Consider the following 21,200-nt stretch of genomic DNA (forward strand, 5'->3'; position numbering starts at 1 on the left):
ACGCACGGCGGGCGTGGTGCGGGCGTTCCTGTGCAGGGCGATCAGCATGCTTGGACCTCCGGAGGTGATTGCAGTGACTCTATCAATCCTCGCATCACCGCTCGGGCCATGAAGAGTGGATAGCGATTCTCGCTTATGCAATCATCCGGGATGCGACAGATACCAGCTCACTCACGGGTGAGAATCCCAATCCAACGGGCAGCGCTGCGTTGATGGCAAAGTTCAATGCCTATGTGACGTCGCTTGGCTTAAAGAACTCGGCCGGCGCCGCCCTCACATCCGACAATATGATTGAGGAACTTAGGCAAGAGCTGGTCACCTCGGCCGAGGCTTACATGGCTGCCGGCAATTCCATTCCAAACCTTGGCGAGGTGATGAGTTGGGCAGCTGGCAACTACGGATCCTCAGCGGGGAGTTACACCAATGACTTTATCGCGGTCGATAATTCCGCAGCGAAGGTCCTATCCATCGACATGAGTCGTTATTTGGTTTTCCTCGCCACTCAGGCGACGCTGAAGCCCGCCCCCGCGTTTGACGAAGCCGGTCTTACGATCACTGGCGGCACTGCTGAATCTGCGCTGTTTGGCACGTCCGCACAGGCTTACTCGAACTTCACTGAGTATAGCTGGGACAACAACGACACCGCAGGAGATGGCAGTGGCCTTGACGATACTGGACTGACTTGGGCGCAATACAGCGCACTTTCTACGACCCTGGTGGTGAAGCAGGCGAATCTCATTAATCCGATGCATTTTATCGGCACCAGCACTGGAACGCGCGCGCCTTACTGGTACATTCGCCACGGCACCCGCGACCGCGACACAGCCCCGCTCGTGTCGCTCAACTTGGCGCGGGCACTGAAGGCGGATTCGGCTGTCAAGGATCTGAACTATCGCTTGGCTTGGGGGCAGCCTCACGGCGAGGGCTATGACGTACCCGAAGCGATGACGTGGATTACCAAGATTCTGACCGATGCGAAGGCGAAGGGCATCTAGCGACGCGGAGCGCGGGACATGCTGACTGTTCCGCGCCCTTCTTTGACCAGATGGGAGCGTGAGCCCACTCCCGTTGACCTGCACGGCAAGGGGGTACTGCGCTGCCTTTGCAGTACCGTCGCCGTCCTATTCGCAATGTAGCGTCAAGCTGCCTTTGGAGCGTGTAAACTTTCGCACGCTGAAAATGCTGCCAGGTAGAGTCGCGCGATGCCCCGCACGCCCTATCCGGCGGACGTGAGCGATGAGGATGGAGCTTCGCCGTATCCCATCTGACGCTGATGGGCTGCAACGCGCCACGTCTTCGCCGTGTATGCCGCGCCCGACGAGGCGCCCGGAGGAACCCGTGACGCCTTTTCGTTCACTGAGCCGCTTGCTCACCGCGGCCACTGCGGCCGCGATGCTGGCCGGCACCGCCCACGCTGCTACTCTGGTCATCGCCCAAGTGGCTCCCCTGTCGGGATTGGAAGCCAGCATGGGGCGGTCCTACGCCGCCGGCCTGCAGATCGCCGTCAACCAGGTCAACAAGGCCGGCGGCATCAACGGCAACACTTTCGCCCTGGTCCGCAAGGACGATGCAGGGCGGCCCGACGAGACGCTCCCGGCCACCCGGGCGCTGCTGTCCGAGAGCCGCCCCGTCGTGCTGGCGGGCTACCTCGGCAACCAGGGCCTGGACTCCGTGCTGGGCTCCGGACTGCTGGAGAAGGAGCACATCGCGCTGGTCGGCTACCGCACGACCGAGATCCGCGCCGAGGCGCCACTGCTCTTCAACGTGCGCGCCGGCCTGCGCGAGGAGATCGGCAAGATCGCCGACCACTTGGCCACGGTCGGCATCAGCCGGGTCGGCCTGCTCTATGAGGAAAGCCCCGCCGCGGCCGAGCTGCGGGCTGCGGCCGAGGAAGCGGGCCGGCGCACCCACATCACCATCGTCGCGCAGGCCAGCTATCCGCAGGGCACCGCCAAGGTGATGCCGGCGGTGGAGGTGCTGAGCACCGCGACCCCGCAGGCCATCATCCTCGCGGCCAGCGGCTCGGCGGCCGCCGCATTCATCGAACAGTACCGCGGCCTCAACGGGGCGGCCCAGCTGTTCGCCACCTCGGGCGTGGATGTGGAGCAACTCGTCAAGCGCTTGGGCGACGAACATCTGCGCGGAGTGGCCATCGCCCAGGTGACGCCGAGCCCCTACAAGATCACCGGGCGCCTAGCCCGGGAGTTCAGCGAAGCCGCCGCGGCGACGCCGCCGGACGTGCCCCTGAGCTTCGCGCTGATGGAAGGCTACATCGCCGGCCGCGTGGTGTTCGAGGCCGTGCGTCGGGCCGGTGCGCGCGGCGCCACGCGCGAAGGCGTGGCAGCGGCGCTCGAAGCCATGGACAGCTACGACCTGGGTGGCTACCAGATCGGCTACCGGCCCAACAACCGGGCCGGCTCGCGCTACGTGGAGCTGTCTATCGTCACCGGCACCGGCCGGCTGCGGCAGTAAGATCCTTCGTCACCGCACCAGAGCGCTCACCAGTCCGACGGCGAAGCCGCCCGCGCCGGCCAGCGCGACGATCGAGACCGACACCGCCGTCCAGCGCAGCCAGCGGCGCAACCCATGCAGCGAAACGGCCGGCACGACGCTGGCAAAGGCCGGCTGCTGCGGCTGAGCGGCTTCGGGGCTGCTGCTCAACGGAAAGGTCGCGGTGTTCATGGCGGGCTCCTGGCGGTCGGAAGATCGTGTTTCGTTCGTTGCCGGTACGCGCTCGGGATGCCGCGGCGCGCTCTGCGGCAGTCCTCCCCGAACCGGCTGCCGCATGATCGGGGCGGCCCTGCGCCCGGCCTGACAGCGACCGGCGCCAAGCGGTGTCAGCCGCTGCCGACAGCCGCATGGCACGTCGAGCCGAGCGGTAATAATCCCGCCCACCAAGCCACCGCTGACAAGGAAAGAATGCGATGACCTTCGCGTCCCGGGCCTCCCATTCGCACACCGCGCCTGCCGACGAAGAAAATGCCCGGCCGGCGCTGCGGCCCTGGCGGCTGGCCGGTTTGTCGGTGCTGCCCCTGGCTCTGCTGGCCGCCTGTTCGAGCACGCCGCTGCCACCCTGGCCCGGCGGCACCGGCGCACTGGCGCCCGTGCCGCGGCCCACGTCCGGCCGCGTCGTCGCCGCTCCGCCGCCGTCTGCCGCAGTCGCTCCCGCCGCCCCGGTCGCCACGCCCTCGCCGGTGCTGGTCGCGCCGCTGCCCGGCCCGGCACCGCTGGCGCCGCAGGCGCAGCTGCCCTACGGACCGGAAGTCGCCGCGCGCTTTCCAGCGCCGTCGGTGGTGTACGACACGCCGGGCCTGCGGCCGCAGCGCACCAGCTTCAGCACGAACGCCGAGGTGCACGGCTGGCTGCAGCGGCTGGCCGTCGGCACCACGCCCGGCGGCAGCCGCATCCAGCTGCTGCCCGTGGGCGCATCGCAGCAGGGCGAGCCGCTCGAAGCCCTGGTGCTGACCCGCGCCGCCGGCACCGACAGCGCCAGCCTGCAGGCGTCGAACAAGCCCACGGTGCTGCTGGTCGGCCAGCAGCACGGCGACGAGCCGGCCGGCAGCGAGGCGCTGCTGGTCGTGGCCCGCGAGCTGGCGCAGGGCCTGCTGGAGCCGCTGCTCGGCCGCATCAACGTGGTGATCCTGCCGCGCGCCAACCCCGACGGCGCGGCCGCCGGCGTGCGGGCCACGGCCAACGGCATCGACCTCAACCGCGACCACCTGCTGCTGGCCACACCCGAAGCCCAGGCCATCGCCCGGCTGGTGCGCGACTTCAAGCCGGTGCTGGTGGTCGATGCCCGCGAATACACGGTGACCGGTGGTTTCGTGCAGAAATTCGGGGGGGTACAGCGCCATGATGCGCTGTTGCAGTACGCCATGACGGCGAACTATCCGGAGTTTTTGACCAAGGCGTCGGAAGAGTGGTACCGCCGCCCGCTGCTCGATGCGCTGCGCGGCCAGGGTCTGAGCACCGAGTGGTACTACACAACGTCCGCCGATCCGGCCGACCGGACCGTCTCGATGGGCAGCGCCGGGCCCGGCACCGGCCGCAACGTGCACGGCCTGAAGAACGCGGTGAGCTACCTCATCGAAACCCGCGGCGTGGGCATCGGCCGCCAGGATATCCAGCGCCGCGTGCACGCGCAGGTCACCTCCATCGCCAGCTTGCTGCAGACCACGGCCGAGCGGGCCGACAACCTGCTGCAGGTACGCTCCTTCGTCGACCGCGACGTGAGCGCCCTCGCCTGCCGCGACCAGGCCGTGGTCGAGGCGGCGCTGACGCCCGGCGAGCGCGATCTCACCCTGCTCGACCCCGCCACCGGCGCCGACCGGACCCAGCGCGTGGACTGGAATTCGGCCCTGCAGCTGCGCACGGTGAAGGCCCGCGCCCGGCCCTGCGGCTACTGGCTGTCGTCCACCTCGTCCACCGCGGTGGAGCGGCTGCGGCTGCTCGGCGTGCAGGTGCAGCGCGTGGCCGAGCCCGGCGCGCTGGTGGCCGACACCTACCGCGAGACCGGCCGCGACAGCGGCACGCGGGCCGACGTGCGCGGCGCCGTGGCCGGCGGCGACGTGGTCCGCTCGCAGGTCGCACTGGCGCGCAGCGTGCTGGACGTGACGCCCGGCAGCTACTACGTGCCGCTGGCCCAGCCGCTGGGCAACCTGGTGTTCGCCGCGCTGGAGCCCGACAGCGAGAACAGCTACTACGCCCACCACCTGATCGACGATCTGGCCTCGGTCGCCCGCGTCGCCGCCGCGCCGGCCGTGGCGCTCGAAGACCTCGACTGAGCGCGGACCCTGCCGGCCGAAGGCGTCCTACACCGCCCGCCGCCCGGCCGGCTTAGCGTCGCCTCCATCCTCACCACAGATGGAGACGCCGCCATGAAGCCATTCGCCCTGACGCCGGAGATGCAGACCATCGGCGGCGTGTTCTACCCCACCGGCCACGCCGTGGCCTTGTTCCCCTCGGAGGAGGACGCCCGCGCCGCCGCCGCGGAGCTCCAGCCCCTGCTGGGCGCGAGCGAGGAGCTCCAGATCCAGCTGATCTCGCCCGATGCGGCACTGCGCTACATCGGCCGCAGCGAGAAGGGCTCGGATGACCCGCTGCCCTCGGTGGGCACCGAGGGCGCCACCGCCCGCGCCATCCTCGACCGGGCCCGCGATGGCCACTGGGGCCTGCTGGTTCCGGCCCCGGCGTCGCAGGACGGCGAATTGCTGGTGCGCGTGGCCCGCCGGCACCACGTGGCCTTCGCGCAGCGCTACCGGCGGCTGATGATCGAGGATCTGGTCTAGCAATCCGCCGCCCAGGTGCAGCGCGGGTCCGCGCCTGGAAGAATCCGGCCTCCCATTTCCTTCCCAGATCGGTTGCTACCGTATCGCTCGCCGATACGAGAAAGAACGCAAGACGGACCTCTCCTTCCTTCGTGCACGCCCTGCCTGCGCCCCGCACCGTGGCTCGCCGCGGCGCGCCCTTGCCGACAGCCCCCGCCCACGGCGGCGCGTCTGGTAACGTGCCAGGCCCATGGTGGCCGCCCGGCCGCCTGTGTCCGATGCCGCATCTCACCCTTCAACGCCGTTTTTTCCTGGCGCTCGCCGCCCTGCTGGTCGCGCTGCTCGTCGTCTTCGCCGGGCTGACGCGCCTGGGCCTGCAGCGCAGCCTGGGCGCCTACGTGGCCGAGATCGAACTGGACCGGCTCGACTGGCTGGTCGACACGCTGGAGGAGCGCTACAGCCGCGACGGCGACACCTGGGCGGTGCTGGCCAACAGCGAGCCGCTGTGGCGGCGGTTGCTGTGGCCGGGCCACCACGGCGACGAGAACAAGCCGCTGCTGCCCCTCTTCCCGCCCCAGGACATGGCAACACCGATGGCGCCGCGCCTGCCGTCGCCCGGCGAAGGTCTGCAGCCCTCGCCCGTGCACCTGCCGTTCCCAGGCGGCTTCGGCCGGCGCGGCGGCTCGCCCGAGGACGGGCCGCGCATGCCTTGGCTGGCCGGCATGCCGCCACCGCCGGCACACCTGACTTCTCGCCTGAGCCTGCTGGACGCGCAGGGCCGGCGGCTGATCGGCGCGGAGTTCGACGCGCAGGCCATCCGCCGTCCGCTCACCCACAAGGGCGTGACGGTGGGCTATCTCGCACTCGCGCCGCTGCCCGACGCGCGCGGCGAAGCCGACCGGGCCTTCCTCGCACAGCAGTCGTGGTTCATCGCCATCGCGGGCGCGGCCGGGCTGGTGCTGGCCCTGCTGATCTCCTGGACCCTGGGCCGGCGCTGGCTGGCGCCGATCACCGCGCTCAACGGCGCGGCCCAGGCGGTGGCACAGGGCCACCTCGACACCCGCGTGCCGGTGCAGGGCAACGACGAACTGGGCGCACTGGCGCGCAGCTTCAACAGCATGGCCGGGCAGCTGGCCAGCATCGAGGCGTCGCGGCGCCGCTGGCTGGCCGACGTGGCCCACGAACTGCGCACGCCGCTGGCCGCGATGCGCGCCGAGATCGAGGCGCTGCAGGACGGCGTGCGCCCGCTCGATCCGCAGGCCACCGCCCGGCTGCACCGCCAGGTCATGCGCCTGGGCCAGCTGGTGGAAGACCTGCGCGCCAGCATGGACGTGCCCGAAGGCCCGGCGATGGACAAGCGCCTGGTGCAGCCGCTCGAACTACTGGCCGATGCCGGCGACGCCATGGCCGAGCGCTTCGCCCAGGCCGGCATCGGCCTCGACACGCCGGCGCTGCATGCCCTGGCCCGCAACCTGCCGGCCCGGATGCGCGGCGATGCCGGCCGGCTCTACCAGGTGCTGCTGAACCTGCTGGAGAACACGCTGCGCTACACCCACGCGCCGGGCCGGCTCGCAGCCTCGGCTGCGCTGCTGCCGGGCCATGCGGCGGGGGCGCTCCAGAGCGGCACCACGCTGGTCATCACGCTGGATGACACGCCGCCGGCGCCGGCCGCACCCGATCTGCCGCACCTGTTCGACCGGCTCTACCGGGGCGAATCGTCGCGCAGCCGCGCGCACGGCGGCTCGGGCCTGGGCCTGGCCATCTGCCGCGCACTCATGGACGCCCACGGCGGCACCATCTCCGCCGCGCTGTCGCCCCTGGGCGGCCTGCGCATCACCCTGTCACTGCCTTGCGAGGAAGAAGACTCCCGATGAACCAGCCTCCCCACCGCCCAGGCACCGCCGAAGCCGCCACGGCGCCGGCGGATGCCCAGCGCATCCTCGTCGTCGAGGACGAGCCCGACATCGCCTCGGTGCTGGTCGACTACCTGCGCCACGCCGGCTTCGCGCCCGAGCACGTGGCCGACGGCCTGCTGGCCTGCGACGCCGTAGTGCAGTTGCCGCCCGCGCTGGTGCTGCTCGACGTGATGCTGCCCGGCTGCAGCGGCCTGGAAGTGCTGCGCAAGGTGCGCAGCCGCGGCGACACGCCGGTCATCATGCTGACCGCCCGCGTGGAGGAGATCGACCGCCTGCTGGGCCTGGAACTCGGCGCCGACGACTACGTCTGCAAGCCCTTCTCGCCGCGCGAGGTGGTGGCCCGGGTGCGGGCGGTGCTGCGCCGCCACGCGGTGCATCCCAACGCCGCGCCGCACGAGGGCTTGGTGCTCGACGCCGCGCAGTGGCGCGCCAGCCTGCACGGCGCCTCGCTCGCGCTCACGCCGCGCGAGTTCGCGCTGCTGCAGGTGCTCGACCGCCAGCGCGGCCGCGTGTTCTCGCGCCGCCAGCTGCTGGAACTGGCCTATCCGGACGACCTGGAAGTCACCGAGCGCGCCATCGACAGCCACGTCAAGAACCTTCGCCGCAAGCTCGCGCCCTATGCGCGCGGGCACGAATGGCTGCGCGCGGTCTATGGCGTGGGATTCGCGCTGGAAGAGCCGGAAGGTTGACGGCCATCATACCCCTGGGGGAATCATTTCCAGGCGACCTCATTTCAATCGCTGCAGCCACATACCCCCGGCGCTATGCCGTGGCCCGCGCCACCACATGCCGGGCCATCGACTGCGCGAGCTCCTCCTCGCCCAGGAACACCTTGCCCGCGTCCTCCTGCTCCAGCCGCCGCGCCTCCTCCTCGCTGTGGGTGCGCACCACCGTCTCGATCTCGGGGTTGAGCGTGCGGGCGGTGGCGATCATCTGCCGCACGTTGAGCGTGTCGGGCGTGGCGATCACCAGCAGCCGCGCCCGCGCGATGTGCGCCTGGATCAGCACCGCCGGGTCGGCCGCATCGCCCGAGACGGCCGGGATGCCCTGTCCGCGCAGCCGCTCGACGATGTCGCGGTTCTGCTCGGCCACGACGTAGGGCACGTCCTGCACGGCCAGCGCCTCGGCGATGCGGCGGCCCACGCGGCCATAGCCCACCAGCACCACCTGGCGCGCGAGGAATTTTTCATGCGTGGATAGCGGCAGTTCGGCCAGCGGGTCGTCTCGCATCTCCAGCCGCCGGGCGAACTCCGACTTCTCGCGCAGCCACTGCTGCACCGGCGCGGTCATGCGGAACAGCAACGGGTTGAGCGCAATCGAGATCAGCGCGCCGGCCAGCACCAGGCTCTGCCCTTCACGCGGCAGCAGGCCCAGGTTTCCGCCCAGGCCGATCAGGATGAACGAGAACTCTCCGATCTGCGCCAGGCTCGCGGCCACCTTCAGCGCGGTGCGCAGCGGGTAGCGGAAGGCCAGCACCAGCGCCGTGGCTGCGGCCGACTTGCCGACCATGATGATCGCGAGCACCGCCAGCACCTGCAGCGGCCGCTGCACCACGACCCACGGGTCGAACAGCATGCCCACCGACACGAAGAACAGCACCGCGAAGGCATCGCGCAGCGGCAGCGACTCCTCCGCCGCGCGGTGGCTGAACTCCGACTCCCGCATCACCATGCCGGCGAAGAACGCGCCGAGCGCGAACGACACGCCGAACAGCGCCGCCGAGCCGAAGGCAATGCCCACGGCCGCGGCCACCACGCAGAGCGTGAACAGCTCGCGCGAGCCGGTGCGCGTGACCTGCCACAGGATCCACGGGAACACGCGCCGTCCCACCACCAGCATCAGCAGCACGAAGCCGCCGACCTGCAGCAGCGTGAGCCCCAGCGCCTGCCACAGCGGCGCGCCCGGCGGGACGGCCTGCGCGGCGCCGCCTTCCAGCCAGCCGGCCACCGGCGGCAGCAGCACGAGCACCAGCACCATGGCCAGGTCCTCCACCACCAGCCAGCCGACAGCCACGCGGCCGGTGAACGAGTCGAGGATACCCAGGGTTTCCAGCGCGCGCAGCAGCACCACCGTGCTGGCGCAGGACAGCGCCAAGCCGCAGACCAGCGCGCCCGCGACGCTCCAGCCCCATCCCAGCGCCACGCCCATGCCGAGCAGCGTGGCCACAGCGATCTGCACGATCGCCCCCGGCAGCGCGATGCGCCGCACGGCCAGCAGATCCTCCAGCGAAAAATGCAGGCCCACGCCGAACATCAGCAGCATCACCCCGATCTCGGCCAGCTGGCTGGCGATCTCCGCATCGGCCACGAAGCCCGGCGTGAACGGGCCGATCATCACCCCTGCAACGAGGTAGCCCACCAGCGCCGGCAGCCGCGCCTTGGCCGCCAGGATGCCGAGGATGAGCGCCAGCCCTAGGCCGGCGGCGAGCGTGTTGATGAGGGAAATGCTGTGGGGCACGGTGCGGGTCTCCGAAGGGGCTGGCATCGGCCTCGCGCGCAGTCCGGGCAAAAAAAGGAGCGCACAGATGGACGGGTGCTTTCGTTTATAACCGTTGGCGCCCCGCTGCGGCGCGGCGATCTGCGGCTGCGGCTGCGGCCCGATTTCCATCGACACCATCGAAGAGGCATCCGATGACCACCCTCCAGGACATTCCCCTCCAGCGCATCGACGGCGCACCGGCCACGCTCGGCGACTACCGCGGCAAGGTGCTGCTGGTCGTCAACGTCGCGTCCAAGTGCGGCCTGACGCCGCAGTACGAAGGACTCGAGAAGCTCTACGAGGTCCGCCGCGACCAGGGCCTCGAAGTGCTCGGCTTTCCGGCCAACAACTTCAAGGGGCAGGAGCCCGGCACGAACGAGGAGATCCAGCAGTTCTGCACGCTGAACTACGGCGTGCGCTTCCCGCTGTTCTCCAAGATCTCGGTGACCGGCGGCGACCAGCATCCGTTGTACGCCGAACTCACCCGCGCGCATCCGCAGACCACGGGCGACGGCCCCTTCCGCGAGCGACTGCGCAGCCGCGGCGCCGAACCGGCCGCAGGCGAGGTGCTCTGGAACTTCGAGAAGTTCCTGATCGGCCGCAATGGCGAGGTCGCCGGGCGCTTCGCCCCCGACGTCACCGCCGACGATCCGCGCCTGCTCGAAGCCATCGATGCCGAGCTGGCCAAGGCCGCCTGAAAGCGAAGAAGGCTCCGCCGGACGATCCCGGCGGAGCCTTCTTCGCATCCGTCCCGGCAGGCCGGACCGTCAGCCCATGTGCAGGCCGCCGTTGACCGAGAAATCGGCGCCGGTGGAATAGCCGCCCTCCTCCGAGGCCAGCCAGGCGATGATCGAGGCGATCTCGCTGGGCTCGCCCAGGCGCTTGATCGGGATGGTGCCGACGATCTTGTCGAGCACATCCTGGCGGATCGAACGGACCATGTCGGTGCCGATGTAGCCCGGGCTCACGGTGTTGACCGTCACGCCCTTGCTCGCCAGTTCCTGCGCCAGCGCCATCGTGAAGCCATGCATGCCGGCCTTGGCGGCCGAGTAGTTGGTCTGGCCGGCTTGGCCCTTCTCGCCGTTGACCGACGAGATGTTGATGATGCGGCCCCAGCCCTTCTCCACCATGTCGCCCACGACCTGCTTGGTCACGTTGAACATGGAGTTGAGGTTGGTCTCGATCACCGCATCCCAGTCCTCGCGGCTCATCTTGAGGAACATGCGATCGCGCGTGATGCCGGCATTGTTGACCAGCACGTCGATGCTGCCGTGCTCGGCCTTGGCCTTGGTGAAGGCCTCGACGGTCGAGTCCCAGTTGCCGACATTGCCCACGGAGGCATGGAACTCGAAGCCCTTGTCTTTTTGCTCGGCCAGCCACTTGCCGTAGTCGCGCGTAGGACCGCAGCCCGCGATCACCTTGAAGCCTGCACGGTGCAGCCGCTGGCAGATGGCGGTACCGATACCGCCCATGCCGCCGGTGACATATGCAATTTTCTGTGCCATGTCTGACATCCTCTCCGATGGTTGTTCTGCTACCAAAATCGTAGCTTCAAATGGTGTATTGACGCCGCCCGCAACCAAATGTTGCGCATGCGGCACCCCCTGTGCGACATTGTCGCCGTGCTTTCAGCGCTCGATGGTTAGGGCAACTCCCATGCCGCCTCCGATGCACAGCGAGGCGATGCCTTTCTTCGCGTCGCGGCGCTGCATTTCGTGCAGCAGCGTGACCAGGATGCGGGCGCCGGACGCCCCGATCGGATGTCCGATGGCGATGGCGCCACCGTTCACGTTGACCTTGGAGACGTCCCAGCCCATTTCCTGGTTGACGGCGCAGGCCTGGGCCGCGAAGGCCTCGTTGATTTCGAGCAGGTCGAGGTCGGCCGACGTCCAGCCGGCACGGCGCAGCGCCTTGGTGGAGGCCGGCACCGGGCCCATGCCCATATAGGCTGGGTCGAGCCCGCTGGTGGCATAGCTGGCGATGCGGCCCAGCGGTTTGAGACCCAGAGCCTCGGCGCGGCCGGCCGTGGTCACGACCACGGCGGCAGCGCCGTCGTTGATGCCCGAGGCATTGCCCGCCGTCACGCCGCCAGCCTTGTCGAAGGCGGGGCGCAGGCCGGCCAGGGCCTCGGCACTGGTCTTGCGGTTGATGAACTCGTCGGTGTCGAAGACGAGCGGATCGCCCTTGCGCTGCGGCACCTGCACCGGCACGATCTCGTCCTTGAACCGCCCGGCATCCTGTGCGGCGGCGGCCTTCTGCTGCGAGGCCAGCGCGAGCGCATCCTGCTGCTCGCGGGTGATGCCGTACTTCTTGACCACGTTCTCGGCGGTGATGCCCATGTGGTACTGGTTGTAGACGTCCCAGAGGCCGTCGACGATCATGCTGTCCACGAGCTTCCAGTCGCCCATGCGCTGGCCGTCGCGCGAATTGGGCAGAAGGTGCGGGGCGGCGCTCATGTTCTCCTGGCCGCCGGCGATGACGATGTCGCTGTCGCCTGTGGCCACGGCCTGGGCCGCGAGCATCACGGCCTTGAGGCCGGAGCCGCAGACGGCGTTGATCGTGAGGCCCGGGGTCTGCTTGTCGATGCCAGCCTTGAGCAGCGTCTGGCGAGCGGGGTTCTGGCCTGCGCCCGCGGCCAATACCTGCCCGAGTATCACTTCGCCGATCTGATCGGCACCGAGGCCGGTGCGCGCGAGCAGGCCGCGCACGACGGCAGCGCCCAGTTCGGGCGCGGGGATCTTCGCGAGCGATCCGCCGAACTTGCCGACGGCGGTACGGGCGGCGGCGGCGATGACGATGTCTTCCATGCTGGTTCTCCGGTCAGTCGTTCGAGGGTGGAATGCGGGATGTGGTGACGGGGGTTCAGGCCTTCTGCCGCACATAGCGGCCGGGGGCCGGCTCGATCGGCTGGTATTGTCCGCCACCATAGGCCTTGGGCGCGGCAATCTGCCGCCCGGCGTGGGGCTTCAGCCAAGCGGCCCAGTCCGGCCACCAGCTGCCCCGGTGCTCCTGCGCCCCGGCCAGCCATGCGTCCAGCGACGGCGGCAGCGCGTCGTCGTCGCGCACCCAGTAGCTGCGCTTGTTGGCCGCCGGCGGGTTGATCACGCCGGCGATGTGGCCCGAAGCACCCATCACGAAGCGCCGCTTGCCCGGCAGGTAGCGGGTGGCAGCGTAGGCTCCGCCACCGCACTGGCCCACCGGCACGATGTGGTCCTCGCGCGAGCCATAGATGTAGGCCGGCAGCTTGAGCAGCCGCAGGTCCACCTTCTGCCCGCAGACCTCGGCCTCGCCGGGCTTCACCAGCCGGTTCTCGAAATAGGTGTTGCGCAGGTACCAGGCATAGAACGGCCCGGGCAGGTTGGTGGAGTCGCCATTCCAGTAGAGCAGGTCGAAGGCCGGCGGCGTCTCGCCCTTGAGGTAGTTGCCGACCACGTAGTTCCAGACCAGCTCGTTGGGCCGCAGGAAGCTGAAGGTCGAGGCCAGTTCCTGCCCTTTGAGCAGCCCGCCGCCGCCGAACTGGAGTTCGCGGTAGCGGACGAACGCCTCGTCGATGAACACGTCGAGTACGCCGGTCTCGCTGAAGTCGAGGAAGGTCGTCAGCAGCGTGGCCGAGGCCACGGGCAGCGCCGACGCGGGCTGGCCGGCCTCCTTCAATCGCGCGGCCAGCACCGCCAGCGCCGTGCCGAGCAGCGTGCCGCCGACGCAGAAGCCCAGCGTGTTGATGCGGTCGGCGCCAGCGATCTCGCGCACGGCCTCGATCGCACGGATGACCGCGCCGTCCACGTAGTCGTCCCAGGTCTTGTGGGCCAGCGACTCGTCGGGGTTGCGCCAGCTCACGACGAAGGTGCGATGGCCCTGCTCCACCGCATAGCGGATCAGCGAGTTCTCCGGCCGCAGGTCGAGGATGTAGAACTTGTTGATGCACGGCGGCACCAGCAGCAGCGGCCGCTCGTGGACCTTGGCGGTGAGCGGCTTGTATTCAAGCAGCTGGAACAGCTCGTTCTCGAACACCACGGCGCCCTCGGTGGTCGCAACGTTGCGGCCCACCTCGAACAGGCTCTCGTCGGTCTGGCTCATGTGGCCCTGGCGCAGGTCGTGCAGCAGGTTCTGCACGCCGCGGGCGATGCTCTCGCCGCCGGTGGCCATGGCGCGCTGCAGCGCTTCGGGGTTAGAGGCCAGGAAGTTCGACGGCGATGCTGCCGCGCTCCACTGCTCGACGGCGAAGCGGATCCGCGCGCGGGTCTTCTCGTCGCCCTCCACCGCCTCGGCCAGCGCCGCCAGCGTGCGCGCGTTGAGCAGGGAGAACGCCGCCGTCAGCTGCGCCCCCCGGTTGCCGCCCCAGGCGCCGCTGCCAAAGCGCCGGTCGGCCAGCGTGATGCCGCCCGCCAAACCCTGCTGCCACAGCGCCGTCGCCTCCTGCAGGTATTGCTGCTGCACGGCCTGGAGCTTTTCCGGCGCAAGCCGCAGCAGGGATGCCGCCGTGGCTTCGGCCCCACCCGGCAGGGACTGCAGAAGGCCCTGCCATCCGTCGGTGAAAGCCTGGGTGAACTGCTGCGGACCGGCTGCAGCAGCCGAAAGGTCAGAATGCATGGTCTCGTGTCTCCTGGATGTTGTACCGATGGTGGGGACCGGGCTGGGAATGCCAGCCAGGGTTAACCCTGATTCTGCCCGTTCCCGGCCCTGTCGGTAACCCTCATTTCGTGCAGTCTGTTTGATGTACCTCGTCACCATCGCCTGGATCTATGTCGCCCTGATGGCCGCCATCGCCGAAGCGGCGAGCAGCAACGGCACGGTCCTGGGCGCCGTGTTCACCTTTCTGCTCTACGGCGTGCTGCCGCTGTCCATCGTGCTCTACCTGCTCGGCGCACCGGCGCGCCGCAAGGCTGCGCTGCGCCGCGAGCGCGAAGCCCGGCAAGCGGCCTGCCGCGCCGCCTCCCCGGCCGGCCGGTCCGACAACTGACCCCATTCCAGGTACCACGGCGCTCGCGCGCCGCGCGCAGCCCATGAAACCGGCACAGCCCGATGCCGGCGGACGCCGCGCAAGGGCCGCCCCACCGCGCTGGCGTCGTCCCCCTCCCCGCAGCGCGAAGCGCGGAAAGAGAAGGGGAGCGGCAAAGCCGCTCGGGGGGATGCCGCCTCATCTCAGCCACACGCAGGCTGCGAGTCGGCCGCTGCCGCCCAGCGCGCGCTGGTCGCGTCGAAAGGAATGGAACCGCTGGGCATTGCCCACGGTGCACCAGCCGGCGCTGCCGTCGTTTCCATGCAGGGATCGCAGGCCCGCACGCGCCAGCCGCAACCGCGCCAGCCGCGGCAGGTCGCACAGCCATTTGCCGGCTTGCGGCAGCGCGGTGAAAGCGGTCCGCGCCACCGGATCCCCTGCGATGAAGGCATCACGCACGTCGTCGCCGACCTCGAAGGCCGCCGGCCCGATGCAGGGGCCGAGCCAAGCCAGCAAGCCGGCGCCGCCGTCCGGCGCCAGCGACTGCACCGTCGCCTCCAGCACCCCGCCCGCCAGCCCGCGCCAGCCGGCATGCGCGGCGCCGACGGCCGAGCCGTCGCGCCGCGCGAACAGCACCGGCAGGCAGTCGGCCACGAGCACCGTGCAAGCCAGGCCGGGCGCGCGCGCCACCGCGGCATCCGCCTGGATGCCGTCGAGGGACTCCGGACCGATCTGCACGACGTCGGCGCCGTGCACCTGGTCCAGAAACACCGCCCGTCCGCCGAGCGAGCGGCCCAGCCGCTCGCGGTTGGCCTGGACCGCCCCGGCCGCGTCACCGACGTGGCTGCCCAGGTTGAGGCTGCCGTAGGGTGCGGCGCTGGCGCCGCCGGCGCGCGTGGTGCACAGCGCGCCGACCTGGCGCGGGGCTGGCCAGTCGGGCACGATCCAGTCGGAATGGGCATGGTCTGCGGGCTTCATGCGGCGAGGATACCGGCCGCCGGCCGCGGCGGTAGACTCGGCGCTTCCCTACCGACCGTGTGCCGCATGATTCTCGAACTCGCAGACATCCGCATCCACCCTGGCCGGCAGGCAGCCTTCGAAGAGGCCGTCCGCCGCGGGATCGACACCGTCATCCGCCGGGCCACCGGCTTCGTCGACGCCGCCGTGCACCGAGGCATCGAATCGCCGGAGCGCTTTGTGCTCCAGATCCGCTGGCAGACGCTGGAGAACCATACGGTGGACTTCCGCGGCTCCGATCTGTTCGCCGAATGGCGCGCCATCGTCGGCCCCTTCTTTGCCGCGCCGCCGTCGGTCGAGCATTTCGCACTGGCGCACGCTTCTGCTTGAACCGGCCGGTCTATGGAATTTCGCTCCGCCATCAAGCATTGCCGCAACTGCGGCACGGCCGTGACCTACCGCGTGCCGGACGATGGCGACACACGGCAGCGCGCCGTCTGCCCGCGGTGCCACACCATCCACTACGAGAACCCGCTCAACGTGGTCGGGACCGTGCCGTGGTGGAACGACAAGGTGCTGCTGTGCAAGCGCAACATCGAGCCGCGCTGGGGCAAGTGGACCCTGCCGGCGGGCTTCATGGAACTGGCCGAGACCACGGCCGAGGGCGCGGCCCGCGAGACCGACGAGGAAGCCGGCGCGCACATCGAGATGCAGGATCTGTTCACCCTCATCAACGTGCAGCGCGTGGGGCAGGTCCACTTCTTCTACCGCGCCCGGCTGCTGAGCGAGGCGTTCGACCCCGGCCACGAGACCATCGAGGCGCGGCTGTTCGCCGAGGACGACATCCCCTGGGACGAGATCGCCTTCCACACGGTGCGCGAGACGCTGCAGCGCTATTTCGCCGACCGGCGCCGCGGTCAGTTCGGCCTCCATCATTTCGACATCCGATGACGACCACCACCCTCCTGCGCCCCCTGCTGTGCACCACCGCCTTCGCCGCCGCGCTGCTCGCCGCGGGCTGCGCCACCCACCCCTCGGCCGCCGGCGGCGAATGGGGCGGCTACCACCGCTGGCAGCAGGCCGCGCTGGCCGAGGCGCAGCAGGGCACGCTGGCCTGGAGCAGCTACTACCAGCAGTCCTTCGACCGCCTGACCGTCCTGCCCCCGTCGCTGGAGCAGGACGCGCGGCTGGAGGCCACGGTCAACCTGCTGTCGCTGGCGCGCAAGCGCGACGCCGGCGAGATCGCGCCGGATGCCTTCGAGCAGCAGCGTGCCGTGCTCGAGGCCCGGCTGGCGCAGCGGCTGCAGCACCAGTGAGCCCGCCGCAGCGCAGCGCCACGGTATGATCGCAGCCCCGCTGCAACGGCGGGTGCGCCGGCCACGGTGCGACGACCTCTGCCCGTAGCTCAACTGGATAGAGCAACGGCCTTCTAAGCCGTAGGTCGCAGGTTCGAGTCCTGCCGGGCAGGCCACGCTCCCGCCACTAATACGCCTTGGCGCCGGAGCGCACCACGTGCCACCGCGCGAGTTCCTGCTGCACGAAGGCGGAGAACTCCGCGGAGCTGCCGCCGAACGGGCCGGTGCCCAGCTTCTGCAGCGCGTCTCGCACCGCCGGCGTCGTATCCTGCCTTGGGCACCTTGGCGATCGCATCCGCGCCGATGGCGCCGCCGGCCCTTCCTTGTTGTCCACCACGACCGGAACGTTCCAGGTCTGGGCGAGATGGTTCGCCACGATCCGCGCCACCGCGTCGACCGCGCCACCCGCCGGGAACGGCACGACGATGCGGACGGCCCTGTCGGGATAGGCCGCGAAGGCGTTCGCGGCGAAGCCGGCGGCGCAGCAGGCTGCGGCGAGGACGAGCCGGCGCAGCCAGGAGGCCGGCGCCGCGCGGATATCGGCATGGGCGGCCTCATCCTTCGACCTGGATGCCGCGCCTGGCAATGACGTCCTTCCAGCGGACGACTTCCTTGGCGACCATGTCCTTGAATGCCGCCGGCGTGCCGGGCCAGGCCATGCTGCCGAGATGGCCGAGCGTCTGTTGCACATCCTTGCGCGCCAGCGCTGCATGGGTGTCGTGGTTGAGCCGCTGCACGATGGCCTCGGGCGCGCCCGCAGGCGCGGCCAGCCCCAGCCAGGAGCGCACCTCGAAGCCCGACAGCGTGGCGGAGGCGGGCGGCACCGACGGCAGCGTGGGCCATGCCTCGGCGCTGGTCACCGCCAGCGCGCGCGGGCGCCCGGACTGGAGGTGCGGCATCGCTACCGTCAGCGTGTCGCTCAGCAGGTCCACCTCGCCACCGATCACGGCCTGGATCGGCGCGCCGCCGCCGCGGTAGGGCACGTGCAGCAGCGGTACGCCGCTCGATGCGCTCAGCAGCTCGCCCACCGTGTGCTGATACCCGCCGAGGTGAAGCTCACCGGCTTGCGCTTCGCCATCGCCAGCAGGTCGGCCAGGCTGCGCGCCGGATGGTCCGCCCTGACCGCGACGACGAACGGGAACGACGATACGGTCGAGATGAAAGCGAAGTCCCTGACCGCGTCGTACGGCAGGTTCTTCTTCAGCGCGGCCGACACCGTGTGGGCGCCGGTCAGCATGACAAGGTTGTAGCCGTCGGGCGCCACCTTGGCCACATAGGCCGTCGCGATCGCGCCGCCGGCGCCGCTCTTGATGTCCACGACCACCGGCTGGCCCAGGCTGTCCTGGAGCTTCTGGCCGATGACGCGGGGGCCACCACGTCGGCATTGCCGCCGGCACCGAAGCCGTGGATCAGTTGAACCGGAAGGGACGGGTAACCCGACTGCGCGCGTCCTGCGGACGCGGCCAGGCCCGTGGCGCAGGCGAGCAGCACGCCGCGGCGAGAGATGAACGCCATGTTGTGTCTCCTTGTCTACAGAGGGAACGAAGTTCGGTCTGGAATGGCAGCCATGTGCGGGCCTGCCGCCTATGCGCCCACGTCGGACCAGGCCCGTTCGAGCCGGTCCAGCAGCCGCCGGAGCTGCTGCGGGGTATCCGCGGCCCCGTAGACGTAGTGGTCCGGACGCACTACAACAGCCCTCGCGCCGGACTGCCGAAGCCAGTCTGTGAAGACTCCGTCACGCTCGCGCAGCACGAGGACATCGGCCCCAGCCACTTGGCCTTCGGCACCGATCAGCACGCGCAGGCCACCGATGCGTTGCCAGAATGACTGTTCCCGGTCGCCAGATCCCGCCAGAACAGCCGGCGAATCGCTGATCAGGAGGAACTTCCGCGCCGTCAGGTCATCCAGGCGCTGGTACCCGTCCTGGCCGGGCAACTGCACCCAGGGCTGGACGAACAATGCCCCCGCGGCCCGGCCCGGAGCCTGCCTCTCATCCAGGTCGATCAGCCCGGTTTCCAGGCCGGGGATGAATTTCTGCCGCACAGTCTCTGCCTTTCCGTGGGCCAGTTCCCGTTGCAATCGCTCGTCGCGCACCCTTGCGGCCGCTTCATCGAGCTCCCCGATGATCAGACCGAAAGACTTCGCATGGCGCACGATGGTCCTGACGTGGGGCTTGCGCTCATCAGCATAGCTGTCGAGCAGGGACGGCGCGGCGCCATGCCGTTCGACGGCTTCGAGCTTCCACGCCAGATTGACTGCGTCCCTGATGGCTGCGCACAGGCCCTGTCCCAGAAAAGGCGGCATCTGGTGCGCGGCATCGCCCATCAGGAACACGCGGCCGAAGCGCCACTGCCTCGCCACCAGCGCATGCAAGCGGTAGACGGCCAAGCGGCACAGTTCCAGCACGCCGACGTCCGTGAACTGCGACAGCACTTTCCGGACCGCGGTCTCGCTGGCGAAATCGGAAGGGGACTCGCCAGGGAGCATCTTGATTTCCCACCGCCGCAGGTCGCCCGGGCCGACGATGTAGGTGCCGGGCCGGGAGGGGCGGCAGTATTGGACGCACCGATGCGGCAGGCTGGCTTGGCCTCTCAGCCAGGCGTCCACGACGATCCACCACTCGTCGAACGCCAAGTCCTCGATCTGTCCATCCAATTGGCGGCGCACCGGACTGCGGGCCCCGTCGCAGGCGATAACGTAGCGTACCTCGAAGTCCAGCAGTGCACCGTCGGCAAGCCTGCGCACCTGGACGTCGACGCCGTCGGCCGTCTGCCGCAAGCCGAGGAATTCGTGCTCCAGGAATACCTGCACGTGCGCGAACCGCGCCGCTCCTCTGCGCAGCACGGCTTCCAGTTCCGGCTGCACGAACATCCAGGTAGGCTCCCATGCGAGCGGCTGCGACGGCTGCGGATAGAAGCGTTTGATGACCTGTCCCTCCACACCCAGGAAATCCGTACCCGGATGCGGGCAGGTATTGCGTGCGATCTCGTCGGCCAATCCGCATGCCTGGAAGACGCGCATGGCCTCCTGGTCAGCCGTGATCGCCCTGGGTTTGTCGTAGATGGCCGGGGCCGTTTCGACGACCGCCACCTTGAATCCGCGCTGCCCTAGCAGATTCGCCGCCGTCGCCCCCGCGGGGCCATAGCCGACGATCAGTACATCAAACCGAGCAGTCATGTCTCGTCCTTTTTCTTCGCCATGGAGCCGGAGCCCGGCCTGGCTCCCGGAACGTCAGTCCGCCCGGATGCCGCGCGCCTTGATCAGGGGCTCCCACAGCGCCTTCTCGCTGCGGATATGCGCCTCCATGTCGGCGGGGCCACTGGGGATCGGCTCCATCGCCAAGTCCGACAGCTTCTGCTGCACGGCAGGTGCCCTGAGCGCTTGCTGAACCTGATTCGACAGGTATGCCACCACCGCGGCCGGCGTCGCCTTCGGCACCACCAGGCCCTGCCATGCGTACACCGCCGAAGTCGCGTAGCCCAGTTCCTTGAAAGTGGGAACGTCCGGCAGTTGCGGCAAGCGCCGGTCGGAAGTGACCGCCAGAGGCAGCAGCTTGCCGGCCTGGATGAAAGGCAGCGATGCCACCGGCGCGAGCACCGCCACCGGCACCTGTCCGCCCGCCACGTCCTGCAGTGCCGGAGCATCGCCGCGGTAGGGAACGTGCGGCACCTTGATGCCCGTGGAATGGACCATCAGCTCCATTGCCAGGTGGTGTGGCGTACCGACGCCGGCAGATGCGTAGTTCAGCTTGGCGTCCGGCTTCCTGGCTGCGGCCACGAACTGCTGGATGGTGCGGATGCCGCTGCCGGGATGCGCGGCGACGATCAACGGGAACCGGGCCATCAGGCCCACCGGCGCAAAGTCGCGGAAGACGTCGTAGCGCACCTTCTGGTAGAGCACCGGATTGAAGGTCAGGATGGCGATGTCTCCGGTCAGGACGGTGTAGCCGTCGGCGGCGGAGTTCGCGACGATTGATCTTGCCCCCGTTTCACGGACACCCCTATAAGCGATTAACTATCGCAATAGGAGGTGGACGATGACCAAGAGCAAGGCAGGCAGAAAGGGGCAGGAGTTCAGCCTGGAGTTCAGGCAGCAGGCACTGTTGCGAGCGGCCACAGAAGGGGTAACCACGGTGGCTCGTGATCTGGGGTTGCAGCCTGCCCAGCTGTACAGTTGGCGCGCCCAGGCGCGGCGGCACGACCAGGACGATCAGGCACAACGCTTGGAGTTGGCCGAACATGCACGGCTCAAACGTGAAGTGGCGCGGCTGGAGGAGGAGAACGCTTTC

General features: G+C 69.5%; 21 protein-coding genes, 1 tRNA gene and 1 pseudogene. 13 read left to right on the forward strand and 10 right to left on the reverse strand.

What is annotated here, in order from left to right:
- Positions 1–212: 212 nt before the first annotated feature.
- Both GAK38_RS20305 and GAK38_RS20310 read left to right on the forward strand, forming a co-directional pair.
- Entirely contained in the window at positions 213–995 is a 783-nt protein-coding gene (locus tag GAK38_RS20305; RefSeq protein WP_325346760.1) for a hypothetical protein, read from the forward strand.
- Positions 996–1,338: 343 nt separating this feature from the next.
- On the forward strand, positions 1,339–2,472 hold the full coding sequence (locus tag GAK38_RS20310; protein ID WP_325346761.1) for an ABC transporter substrate-binding protein: 1,134 nt from the start codon (positions 1,339–1,341) through the stop codon (positions 2,470–2,472).
- A 9-nt stretch (positions 2,473–2,481) separates the two neighbouring features.
- Here the strand turns inward: GAK38_RS20310 and GAK38_RS20315 are convergent, their stop codons facing one another.
- Entirely contained in the window at positions 2,482–2,682 is a 201-nt protein-coding gene (locus GAK38_RS20315) for a hypothetical protein (RefSeq protein ID WP_325346762.1), read from the reverse strand.
- A 242-nt stretch (positions 2,683–2,924) separates the two neighbouring features.
- Here GAK38_RS20315 and GAK38_RS20320 point away from each other — a divergent pair, with 242 nt between their 5' ends.
- The 4 genes from GAK38_RS20320 (at position 2,925) to GAK38_RS20335 (ending at position 7,872) form a co-directional block, all read left to right on the forward strand.
- Entirely contained in the window at positions 2,925–4,784 is a 1,860-nt protein-coding gene (locus GAK38_RS20320; RefSeq protein WP_325346763.1) for a M14 family metallopeptidase, read from the forward strand.
- A 93-nt stretch (positions 4,785–4,877) separates the two neighbouring features.
- Positions 4,878–5,288, forward strand: coding sequence for an RNA-binding protein (locus GAK38_RS20325; RefSeq protein ID WP_325346764.1), 411 nt, complete (start codon positions 4,878–4,880; stop codon positions 5,286–5,288).
- A gap of 257 nt (positions 5,289–5,545) precedes the next feature.
- Positions 5,546–7,141, forward strand: a complete 1,596-nt coding sequence (locus tag GAK38_RS20330) for a HAMP domain-containing protein (protein WP_325346765.1) — start codon at positions 5,546–5,548, stop codon at positions 7,139–7,141.
- The gene (locus GAK38_RS20335; RefSeq protein WP_325346766.1) at positions 7,138–7,872 is read left to right on the forward strand and encodes a response regulator; all 735 of its coding nucleotides are present in this window, start codon (positions 7,138–7,140) and stop codon (positions 7,870–7,872) included. Before GAK38_RS20330 ends, GAK38_RS20335 begins: the two co-directional genes overlap by 4 nt.
- A gap of 73 nt (positions 7,873–7,945) precedes the next feature.
- On the opposite strand, the gene ybaL is transcribed toward GAK38_RS20335, so the two are convergent.
- Positions 7,946–9,640: a YbaL family putative K(+) efflux transporter gene (gene ybaL / locus GAK38_RS20340; RefSeq protein ID WP_325346767.1), complete on the reverse strand. Its 1,695-nt coding sequence runs from the start codon at positions 9,638–9,640 to the stop codon at positions 7,946–7,948.
- A 173-nt stretch (positions 9,641–9,813) separates the two neighbouring features.
- Here ybaL and GAK38_RS20345 point away from each other — a divergent pair, with 173 nt between their 5' ends.
- Positions 9,814–10,359 carry a glutathione peroxidase gene (locus GAK38_RS20345; RefSeq protein ID WP_325346768.1) on the forward strand — a complete coding sequence of 182 codons (546 nt, stop codon included), beginning with the start codon at positions 9,814–9,816 and terminating at the stop codon, positions 10,357–10,359.
- A 69-nt stretch (positions 10,360–10,428) separates the two neighbouring features.
- On the opposite strand, the gene phbB is transcribed toward GAK38_RS20345, so the two are convergent.
- The 3 genes from phbB to phaC all read right to left on the reverse strand — a co-directional run bounded on the left by phbB (position 10,429) and on the right by phaC (position 14,251).
- Complete coding sequence (gene phbB, locus GAK38_RS20350) at positions 10,429–11,166, reverse strand: acetoacetyl-CoA reductase (RefSeq protein ID WP_325346769.1); 738 nt, start codon at positions 11,164–11,166, stop codon at positions 10,429–10,431.
- Between the two features lie 123 nt (positions 11,167–11,289).
- On the reverse strand, positions 11,290–12,468 hold the full coding sequence (locus GAK38_RS20355; protein WP_325346770.1) for an acetyl-CoA C-acetyltransferase: 1,179 nt from the start codon (positions 12,466–12,468) through the stop codon (positions 11,290–11,292).
- A gap of 55 nt (positions 12,469–12,523) precedes the next feature.
- Positions 12,524–14,251, reverse strand: a complete 1,728-nt coding sequence (phaC, locus tag GAK38_RS20360) for a class I poly(R)-hydroxyalkanoic acid synthase (protein ID WP_325346771.1) — start codon at positions 14,249–14,251, stop codon at positions 12,524–12,526.
- A gap of 124 nt (positions 14,252–14,375) precedes the next feature.
- On the opposite strand from phaC, the gene GAK38_RS20365 reads away from it, so the two are divergent.
- Positions 14,376–14,621 (forward strand): hypothetical protein, encoded by a 246-nt coding sequence (locus GAK38_RS20365; RefSeq protein ID WP_325346772.1) that lies wholly within the window; start codon positions 14,376–14,378, stop codon positions 14,619–14,621.
- 177 nt (positions 14,622–14,798) lie between these two features.
- Here the strand turns inward: GAK38_RS20365 and pgeF are convergent, their stop codons facing one another.
- Positions 14,799–15,578 carry a peptidoglycan editing factor PgeF gene (gene pgeF, locus GAK38_RS20370; RefSeq protein ID WP_325346773.1) on the reverse strand — a complete coding sequence of 260 codons (780 nt, stop codon included), beginning with the start codon at positions 15,576–15,578 and terminating at the stop codon, positions 14,799–14,801.
- Between the two features lie 66 nt (positions 15,579–15,644).
- On the opposite strand from pgeF, the gene GAK38_RS20375 reads away from it, so the two are divergent.
- The 4 genes from GAK38_RS20375 (at position 15,645) to GAK38_RS20390 (ending at position 17,028) form a co-directional block, all read left to right on the forward strand.
- Positions 15,645–15,947 carry an antibiotic biosynthesis monooxygenase family protein gene (locus GAK38_RS20375; protein ID WP_325346774.1) on the forward strand — a complete coding sequence of 101 codons (303 nt, stop codon included), beginning with the start codon at positions 15,645–15,647 and terminating at the stop codon, positions 15,945–15,947.
- 12 nt (positions 15,948–15,959) lie between these two features.
- Positions 15,960–16,508, forward strand: coding sequence for an NUDIX hydrolase (locus GAK38_RS20380; protein WP_325346775.1), 549 nt, complete (start codon positions 15,960–15,962; stop codon positions 16,506–16,508).
- On the forward strand, positions 16,505–16,873 hold the full coding sequence (locus tag GAK38_RS20385) for a hypothetical protein (RefSeq protein WP_325346776.1): 369 nt from the start codon (positions 16,505–16,507) through the stop codon (positions 16,871–16,873). The genes GAK38_RS20380 and GAK38_RS20385 overlap by 4 nt, the downstream gene beginning before the upstream one ends.
- Before the next feature lie 78 nt (positions 16,874–16,951).
- Positions 16,952–17,028 (forward strand) — tRNA-Arg (locus GAK38_RS20390).
- 11 nt (positions 17,029–17,039) lie between these two features.
- Here GAK38_RS20390 and GAK38_RS20395 read toward each other — a convergent pair.
- The 4 genes and pseudogenes from GAK38_RS20395 to GAK38_RS20415 form a co-directional block, all read right to left on the reverse strand.
- Complete coding sequence (locus tag GAK38_RS20395) at positions 17,040–17,498, reverse strand: hypothetical protein (RefSeq protein ID WP_325346777.1); 459 nt, start codon at positions 17,496–17,498, stop codon at positions 17,040–17,042.
- A pseudogene (locus GAK38_RS24015) lies at positions 17,467–18,236 on the reverse strand (tripartite tricarboxylate transporter substrate-binding protein). Before GAK38_RS24015 ends, GAK38_RS20395 begins: the two are co-directional and overlap by 32 nt.
- Before the next feature lie 260 nt (positions 18,237–18,496).
- Positions 18,497–20,089, reverse strand: coding sequence for a bifunctional 3-(3-hydroxy-phenyl)propionate/3-hydroxycinnamic acid hydroxylase MhpA (gene mhpA / locus GAK38_RS20410; RefSeq protein WP_325346780.1), 1,593 nt, complete (start codon positions 20,087–20,089; stop codon positions 18,497–18,499).
- A gap of 54 nt (positions 20,090–20,143) precedes the next feature.
- On the reverse strand, positions 20,144–20,923 hold the full coding sequence (locus GAK38_RS20415) for a Bug family tripartite tricarboxylate transporter substrate binding protein (protein WP_325346781.1): 780 nt from the start codon (positions 20,921–20,923) through the stop codon (positions 20,144–20,146).
- A gap of 25 nt (positions 20,924–20,948) precedes the next feature.
- Between GAK38_RS20415 and GAK38_RS20420 the strand changes: the two genes are divergently transcribed.
- The coding region (locus tag GAK38_RS20420) for a transposase (protein ID WP_291781585.1) at positions 20,949–21,200 on the forward strand (252 nt) is incomplete at its 3' end.

The sequence above is a fragment of the Xylophilus sp. genome (assembly GCA_009914555.1).
Lineage (GTDB): Bacteria > Pseudomonadota > Gammaproteobacteria > Burkholderiales > Burkholderiaceae_C > WNDY01.

Coding starts and splice junctions, on each gene's coding strand:
- GAK38_RS20315 (WP_325346762.1), bottom strand. CDS start 2,682: ATGAACACCGCGACCTTTCCGTTGAGCAGCAGCCCCGAAGCCGCTCAG.
- GAK38_RS20385 (WP_325346776.1), top strand. CDS start 16,505: ATGACGACCACCACCCTCCTGCGCCCCCTGCTGTGCACCACCGCCTTC.
- GAK38_RS20320 (WP_325346763.1), top strand. CDS start 2,925: ATGACCTTCGCGTCCCGGGCCTCCCATTCGCACACCGCGCCTGCCGAC.
- GAK38_RS20345 (WP_325346768.1), top strand. CDS start 9,814: ATGACCACCCTCCAGGACATTCCCCTCCAGCGCATCGACGGCGCACCG.
- phaC (WP_325346771.1), bottom strand. CDS start 14,251: ATGCATTCTGACCTTTCGGCTGCTGCAGCCGGTCCGCAGCAGTTCACC.
- GAK38_RS20330 (WP_325346765.1), top strand. CDS start 5,546: ATGCCGCATCTCACCCTTCAACGCCGTTTTTTCCTGGCGCTCGCCGCC.
- GAK38_RS20305 (WP_325346760.1), top strand. CDS start 213: ATGGCAAAGTTCAATGCCTATGTGACGTCGCTTGGCTTAAAGAACTCG.
- GAK38_RS20380 (WP_325346775.1), top strand. CDS start 15,960: ATGGAATTTCGCTCCGCCATCAAGCATTGCCGCAACTGCGGCACGGCC.
- GAK38_RS20375 (WP_325346774.1), top strand. CDS start 15,645: ATGATTCTCGAACTCGCAGACATCCGCATCCACCCTGGCCGGCAGGCA.
- GAK38_RS20365 (WP_325346772.1), top strand. CDS start 14,376: ATGTACCTCGTCACCATCGCCTGGATCTATGTCGCCCTGATGGCCGCC.
- GAK38_RS20335 (WP_325346766.1), top strand. CDS start 7,138: ATGAACCAGCCTCCCCACCGCCCAGGCACCGCCGAAGCCGCCACGGCG.
- pgeF (WP_325346773.1), bottom strand. CDS start 15,578: ATGAAGCCCGCAGACCATGCCCATTCCGACTGGATCGTGCCCGACTGG.
- GAK38_RS20325 (WP_325346764.1), top strand. CDS start 4,878: ATGAAGCCATTCGCCCTGACGCCGGAGATGCAGACCATCGGCGGCGTG.
- GAK38_RS20355 (WP_325346770.1), bottom strand. CDS start 12,468: ATGGAAGACATCGTCATCGCCGCCGCCGCCCGTACCGCCGTCGGCAAG.
- phbB (WP_325346769.1), bottom strand. CDS start 11,166: ATGGCACAGAAAATTGCATATGTCACCGGCGGCATGGGCGGTATCGGT.
- mhpA (WP_325346780.1), bottom strand. CDS start 20,089: ATGACTGCTCGGTTTGATGTACTGATCGTCGGCTATGGCCCCGCGGGG.